This window comes from Stenotrophomonas sp. (genome assembly GCF_059505245.1).
The window spans coordinates 1-5,534 of record NZ_JCACKF010000035.1 but is presented as its reverse complement, the minus strand read 5'-3'; the positions used below and the strand labels follow the sequence as shown (position 1 = coordinate 5,534).

The window sequence follows — 5,534 nt, the reverse complement described above, 5'->3', positions numbered from 1 at the left end:
ACCCGGCCCGGGGTGGGGGGCGTTTTGCCACGGTTCGGCCGGCCCGGTGGCCGCCCACGCCTGTTTGCGGTTCGCACCCCGGGTGCCGGCCCCCGGCCGGCACTACCTCAGGTCTTCGGCATGAGCTTCAGCAGGCGCGCCTTGCTGCCGTCTTCCAGCAGCCACAGCGCGCCGTCCGGGCCCTGTTCCACTTCGCGGATGCGCTCGCCCATGTTGAAGCGCTCGGCTTCGCGCGCGCTGTCGCCATCGAAGGCCACGCGCACCAGCGAGGTGGACGACAGGCCACCGATGAAGCCGCTGCCCTTCCACTGCGGGAACAAGGCGCCGCTGTAGATCACGAAGCCGGCCGGCGAGATCACCGGCGTCCAGGTCACCTTCGGCGCGGCGAATTCCGGGCGCGTGTCGTGGTCGGGAATCGGCCGGCCGTCGTAATGGTCACCGTTGGAAACGATCGGGTAGCCGTAGTTGGCGCCACGCACGATCAGGTTCAGTTCGTCGCCGCCGGCCGGGCCCATCTCGTGCGCCCACAGCTTGCCGTTGGCATCGAAGGCCATGCCGAGGATGTTGCGGTGGCCCAGCGACCACACCTGTGCGGCCACCCCGCCCTGCGACGCGAACGGATTGTCGGCGGGCAGGCTGCCATCGTCGTTGAGGCGGATGATCTTGCCGAGGTTGCTGCCCATGTCCTGGGCCGGATCGAACTTCTGGCGCTCGCTGGAGCTGATCCACAGCTTGCCGTCCGGGCCGAAGGCGAGGCGATGCCCGTAGTGACCCTCACCGCTGACCTTGGGGCTCTGCCGCCAGATCACCTTCAGGTCCTTCAGCTGGCCACCGCCGTTGGCATCCAGTGCCAGCGTGGCCCGGGCCACCGCGGCACCGCGGGTATCCAGCGTGCCTTCCTCGGCATAGCTGACGTAAACGACATGATTCCGGGCGAAATCCGGGTGCAGGATGATGTCGCCGAAACCACCCTGGCCAGCATAGGCGACCTTCGGAACGCCGGTGATCTCGTGCTTCTGGCCGCTGGCCGGGTCCAGGTGCTGGAGCTTGCCGCGCTTTTCGGTGACCAGCAGGCTGCCGTCGGGCAGGAAGGTCATCGCCCAGGGCTGGTCGAAGCGGCTGACTTCGGTGGCGGTGAACGGGCGCTGGTCGGTGGCGGCAGAGGCCGCTGTGGCGGTCTGCGCACCGTTGGCGGCCGGATCGGCAGCATTGCAGGCGGAGGTGGCAAGGATCGGCACGAGGCCGAGGGCGAGCAGCAGGGGCGTGCGGGTCATGGGTATCTCCAGTGCGGGGATGCGGATGGCCGGGCTGTCCCTTGTATACCACCGGCGCCGTGAGCGTCGTGGCCCGAAGGTCCTGCGCCCCCTGTGCGAGCGCGGCGGGATCGTCTAGGGTGGGCACGCCCGGGCAAAGCGTGCCCGCCTGCCTGCCAAGGACCTGCAATGAACACTGCCATGCCCCACAAGCCGTCCACCGCCTTCATCGCCGCCTCCTGGGTGGCCCTGCTGCTGGGGGCGGCGGCGTACCTGATCGGCCTGTTCAACGCCACGATGGCGCTCAACGAGAAGGGCTACTATCTGACCCTGCTGCTGTTCGGCCTGTTCGCGGCGGTGTCGCTGCAGAAGAGCGTGCGCGACCGCGTCGAAGGCATTCCGGTGAGTGGCCTGTACTACGCGCTGTGCTGGTTCGCGCTGCTGTCGGCGCTGATGCTGCTGCTGGTCGGCCTGTGGAATGCCACGCTGGCGCCGAGTGAGAAGGGCTTCTATGGCATGGCGTATGCGCTGTCGCTGTTCGGCGCGGTGGCGGTGCAGAAGAACACCCGCGACCTGATCGCTGCCGGTGGGGGCGAGAGCAAGCGCAGCGCGATCGTGCCGCCGCTGCCGGAACAGGAGTGATCGATCCGGTGTAGAGCCGGGCCATGCTCGGCTCAGTCGAGCGTGGCTCGACGTTACAGACGTGGTGCGAGAGCCGAGCGTAGGCTCGGCTCTACAGAAGCATGGCGCTATCGCTTCAACAGCGGGTCCGCCAGGTGCGCTTCGTCCCAGCCACGACGCACCGCATTGCGTGCCTGCGCCCAGTCCAGGCGGCTGCGGCCGCGTTCGTTGGCCCAGCGTGATTCGAGCTCGGCCTCGACCTGTTCATAGGCGCGGATCATGTCCTGTGCACGCGCGGCGTGGCCGATGCGGTAGGCCGGCTCGTAGTCCTCGAAGAACAGCTGGTCGTCGTAGTACGGCTCGGCCGTGTAGCGCTCGCGCCAGTAGTTGCTGACCGCGTCGCGCGGCGTGCTGTCGTCCGGTACGCGGCCGGGGATCTGGTACTCGGTCATGGAAGGCTCCGTTGTGGACGAAGCCCGATCGTGCCTGTGTGGCGGTTAACGGCCCGGTCCGGCAGCGTGATCACCAGATCAATCCGCCGGGCATGGCCCGGCGCTATCGGTTATCCGGCATCGGTATCTTTTCGCGGCAGCGTGTAGATCACCGCGCCGATGGCGAATGCCACCAGCGCAGCAGCGATGTTCTGCCAGCTGGCACTGGCGAACAGCGCCAGGCACAGCAGCAGCGCCAGCACCGGAATCAACGGCCCACCGGGCAGCTTCAACGCGCCCGGGCGGTCGGCGTAGCGCTTGGCCAGTACCAGGACTGCTGCTGCAGTGCCGATGTAGGCGAACAGGCGCGTCGTCATCGACAGCAGGGCCAGCTGCACGAACGAACCGGACAGGGCCAGGCCGAGCGCGATCAGGCCCTGGCACAGGATCGACGCGGCCGGGGTGTGGAAGCGTGGATGCACCTGCGCCAGGATCTTCGGGCCGTAGCCATCGCGGGCCAGTGCGAACAGGAAGCGTGGGCCCATCATCATCGTGTTGCTGTTGGTGCCGAGGATGGAGATGGTGGCACCGACGGTCAGGATCAGCGCCAGGGTTTCGCCGCCGAAGCCGGCAGCGGCATCGGCCAGTGGCGTGGCCGAGCTGGACAGGCCGGCCAGCGTGCCCTGCGCCACCACCTGCACCGCGCCGTAGATGACGGTGACGGTGATGATCATGGTGATCAGGGCGAACGGAATATCGCGGCGCGGATTGCGGTACTCGCCGGCGGCGGCCGGGATGTTCTCGAAGCCCGCGTAGGCGTAAAGCAGCAGCAAGGCGGCTTCGCCCATGCGCTGCAGGTCATGCGGGTCCGGGCGTTGGCCGGAGAAGGCCAGCTGTGGGTCGATGTGGAACGCACCGATGGCCACGAACAGCAGCAGCGGCAGCATCTTGCCGATCACCAGCACCACGCCGGTACGCGCGGCCGAGCGCACGCCGATGATGTTGATGCCGGTGAGGAAGCCCAGCGATACCACGATCACCGCGATGCGGCCCAGGCCGGCATCGGCCCACGGCCAGAAACGCGCAACCGCGTCGGCCAGCGCGTTGCTGAGCGCAGCGGCCGAGCTGATGCGGGTCAGCCAGATCATCCAGCCGATCTCGAAACCGGCGAAGCGCCCGAACGCCTCGCGTGCATACAGGTAGCTGCCGCCGGGTTCATCGAAGTAGCTGGCGGCCTGCGCATAGCACAGCACCAGCAAGGCCACGACGATGCCGGCGGCGACCACGCCCCACAGGCTGAAGGGGCCGAGCAGGGCGACGGTGGCGGCCGGCAGCAGGTAGATGCCGCTGCCGATCACATCGTTGATCGACAGGCCGACGATCTGCCAGCGGCTGACCGCGCGTTGCAGCTGCGGTTCGTCCTGCGTGCTCAACGGGCGTCTCCGGCCAGCGCGGGCAGTTGCCACTGCGCCTGCAGGCGCTTGTACTCCGCGCGCGGCAGGAGCACGAAACGCGGCGCGTCCTGCGGCCGCAGCCAGTCCAGCAGTGCCTGCATGCGTTCCTGCGGCATGGCCGTGCAGCCGGCGGTGGCTTCGCCGGGCTGGCGCCACAGATGGGCGAAGATGCAGCTGCCCTTGCCGGGCTGGTTGTCCGGGTTGTGGGCGATGACGAAGCCTTCCCGGTAGCGCACGTCGCCCTTGTTGTGCAGGTCCAGCCGCATCGGCTCGGTGGAGCCCTTGACCGCTGCATTGCCGACCTTCTTTTCATCGACGATGCGGTTGTAGAACGGCGAACCGGGCACGTCCATGCAGTAGCTGCTGTCCAGCATCGGCTGGTAGGGCATGGCGGTGCCGCGGCGGGTGACGGCATAGCCGAACGCACTGCCGAGCGCGAATATGCCGGCCGGGCTGCGGCCATCGCCTTCCTGCTTCTGCGGGCCATCGGCCTGCGCCGGATGCAGGCCCAGGCCCCAGGCGCTGCCGGTGCGGCCAAGCGCCACCGGGAACGCCTGGCCATGCGGGTGCCAGCCCTGGCCGTCGCGCACATAGGCCTGCAGTTGCCCCTGGGTGCTGTCCCAGCCATCGCTGGTGACCACGATCAGCTGGCGCGCGCCATCCAGCGGCGCCGCGTGAATAGACACCGCCGCAGCAAGCAGCAGTGCGGTGGTGGCAAGGCGGACCAGCGATCTCATCAACATGCGCTCCGGTCAGGAATCCAGCAGGTGGTCGATCCGCTCCAGGTTCACCGCAAGCTGCTGCTGGCGATCCGGATTGGTGTGGCAGAGCAGCACGAACAGGAAATCGAGCAGGGCGTGCATGGCGCTACGGTACAGCAGCTGCGCGACCTGTGGCGTGCGGTCGTGGGCGCAGACCGCCAGTGCCGCATCCGCATGCGCGCGCAGCGGGTTGGCGGTGTGGCGGGTGATGGAAATCACCTTGCCACCCATGTCCTGGAACTGCCGCGACAACTGTGAAAGCTGGGGCAGGTTGCCGAACTCGGAGAACATCAGCAGCGCATCGCCGGGGCGTGCGGCCGAGAGGTTGGCCAGCATCAGGATCGGATCGGTATGCGGCACCACCAGCAGTCCGAGCAGCGACAGCCGCATGGCGAACTCGCGGGCATACAGGCCGTCGTCACCCAGGCCGTAGACGAACAGCTTTGGTGCGCCGTCGAGCAGCTGCACGATGCGCTCGATCTCCCCGCGTGGATTGGCCTGGCGTGTTTCCTCCTCGGCCTGCGCCTTGCTGCGGCGCAGGGCCTCGCCCAGGCGCAGGTAGTCATCGCCGCTGTCGGGTTCGTCGGGCGCCTGCTGCGGATCGGCACCGGCGCGGGCCACGTCCTGGCCGATGGAGTACTTCAGGTCCGGGTAGCCCTTGAAGCCAAGCTTCTGGCTGAACTTCACCACGCTGGACTGGCTGATGCCGAGCGCGCTGGCCAGCTGCTGGGACGAGTAGTCGCGCAGCAGGTGGGCGTTGTCGAGGATGAAGTCGGCGATGCGGCGCTCGATGGCCGACATCTGCCCACGCTCGGTGCGGATCTTCAGCAGGGGCGGCATGCGGGGTGTCCGGGGGTCTGCAAAGGCGTTGCGGTTGGCCGCATAAAGCGAATTATGGGGTGGGTCGGGGGGGGGGGGGGGGGCGGGGGGGGCGCCCGGGCGCGGGGGGGGGGGCGGGGGCCCGCCCCCCGGGGGGGGGCCCCCCCCCCCCCCCCCCCCCCCCCCCCAAGGCCC

General features: G+C 68.6%; 6 protein-coding genes. 1 reads left to right on the top strand and 5 read right to left on the bottom strand.

Going from position 1 to position 5,534, the window contains the following annotated elements; all coding sequences use genetic code 11:
- Positions 1-107: 107 nt before the first annotated feature.
- On the bottom strand, positions 108-1,274 hold the full coding sequence (locus AC5JLE_RS13015) for a PQQ-dependent sugar dehydrogenase (RefSeq protein WP_164167403.1): 1,167 nt from the start codon (positions 1,272-1,274) through the stop codon (positions 108-110).
- Between the two features lie 168 nt (positions 1,275-1,442).
- Here AC5JLE_RS13015 and yiaA point away from each other — a divergent pair, with 168 nt between their 5' ends.
- Positions 1,443-1,895 (top strand): inner membrane protein YiaA, encoded by a 453-nt coding sequence (gene yiaA / locus AC5JLE_RS13010; RefSeq protein ID WP_014645710.1) that lies wholly within the window; start codon positions 1,443-1,445, stop codon positions 1,893-1,895.
- Positions 1,896-2,002: 107 nt separating this feature from the next.
- On the opposite strand, the gene AC5JLE_RS13005 is transcribed toward yiaA, so the two are convergent.
- The 4 genes from AC5JLE_RS13005 to AC5JLE_RS12990 all read right to left on the bottom strand — a co-directional run bounded on the left by AC5JLE_RS13005 (position 2,003) and on the right by AC5JLE_RS12990 (position 5,360).
- Positions 2,003-2,326, bottom strand: a complete 324-nt coding sequence (locus AC5JLE_RS13005) for a hypothetical protein (RefSeq protein ID WP_049408365.1) — start codon at positions 2,324-2,326, stop codon at positions 2,003-2,005.
- Between the two features lie 110 nt (positions 2,327-2,436).
- The gene (locus AC5JLE_RS13000) at positions 2,437-3,738 is read right to left on the bottom strand and encodes an APC family permease (RefSeq protein WP_496065352.1); all 1,302 of its coding nucleotides are present in this window, start codon (positions 3,736-3,738) and stop codon (positions 2,437-2,439) included.
- Positions 3,735-4,496, bottom strand: coding sequence for a L,D-transpeptidase family protein (locus tag AC5JLE_RS12995; protein ID WP_496065351.1), 762 nt, complete (start codon positions 4,494-4,496; stop codon positions 3,735-3,737). Before AC5JLE_RS12995 ends, AC5JLE_RS13000 begins: the two co-directional genes overlap by 4 nt.
- Before the next feature lie 15 nt (positions 4,497-4,511).
- Positions 4,512-5,360 carry a MurR/RpiR family transcriptional regulator gene (locus tag AC5JLE_RS12990; protein ID WP_241884906.1) on the bottom strand — a complete coding sequence of 283 codons (849 nt, stop codon included), beginning with the start codon at positions 5,358-5,360 and terminating at the stop codon, positions 4,512-4,514.
- Positions 5,361-5,534 lie beyond the last annotated feature (174 nt).

Coding starts and splice junctions, on each gene's coding strand:
- AC5JLE_RS13015 (WP_164167403.1), bottom strand. CDS start 1,274: ATGACCCGCACGCCCCTGCTGCTCGCCCTCGGCCTCGTGCCGATCCTT.
- yiaA (WP_014645710.1), top strand. CDS start 1,443: ATGAACACTGCCATGCCCCACAAGCCGTCCACCGCCTTCATCGCCGCC.
- AC5JLE_RS13005 (WP_049408365.1), bottom strand. CDS start 2,326: ATGACCGAGTACCAGATCCCCGGCCGCGTACCGGACGACAGCACGCCG.
- AC5JLE_RS12995 (WP_496065351.1), bottom strand. CDS start 4,496: ATGAGATCGCTGGTCCGCCTTGCCACCACCGCACTGCTGCTTGCTGCG.
- AC5JLE_RS12990 (WP_241884906.1), bottom strand. CDS start 5,360: ATGCCGCCCCTGCTGAAGATCCGCACCGAGCGTGGGCAGATGTCGGCC.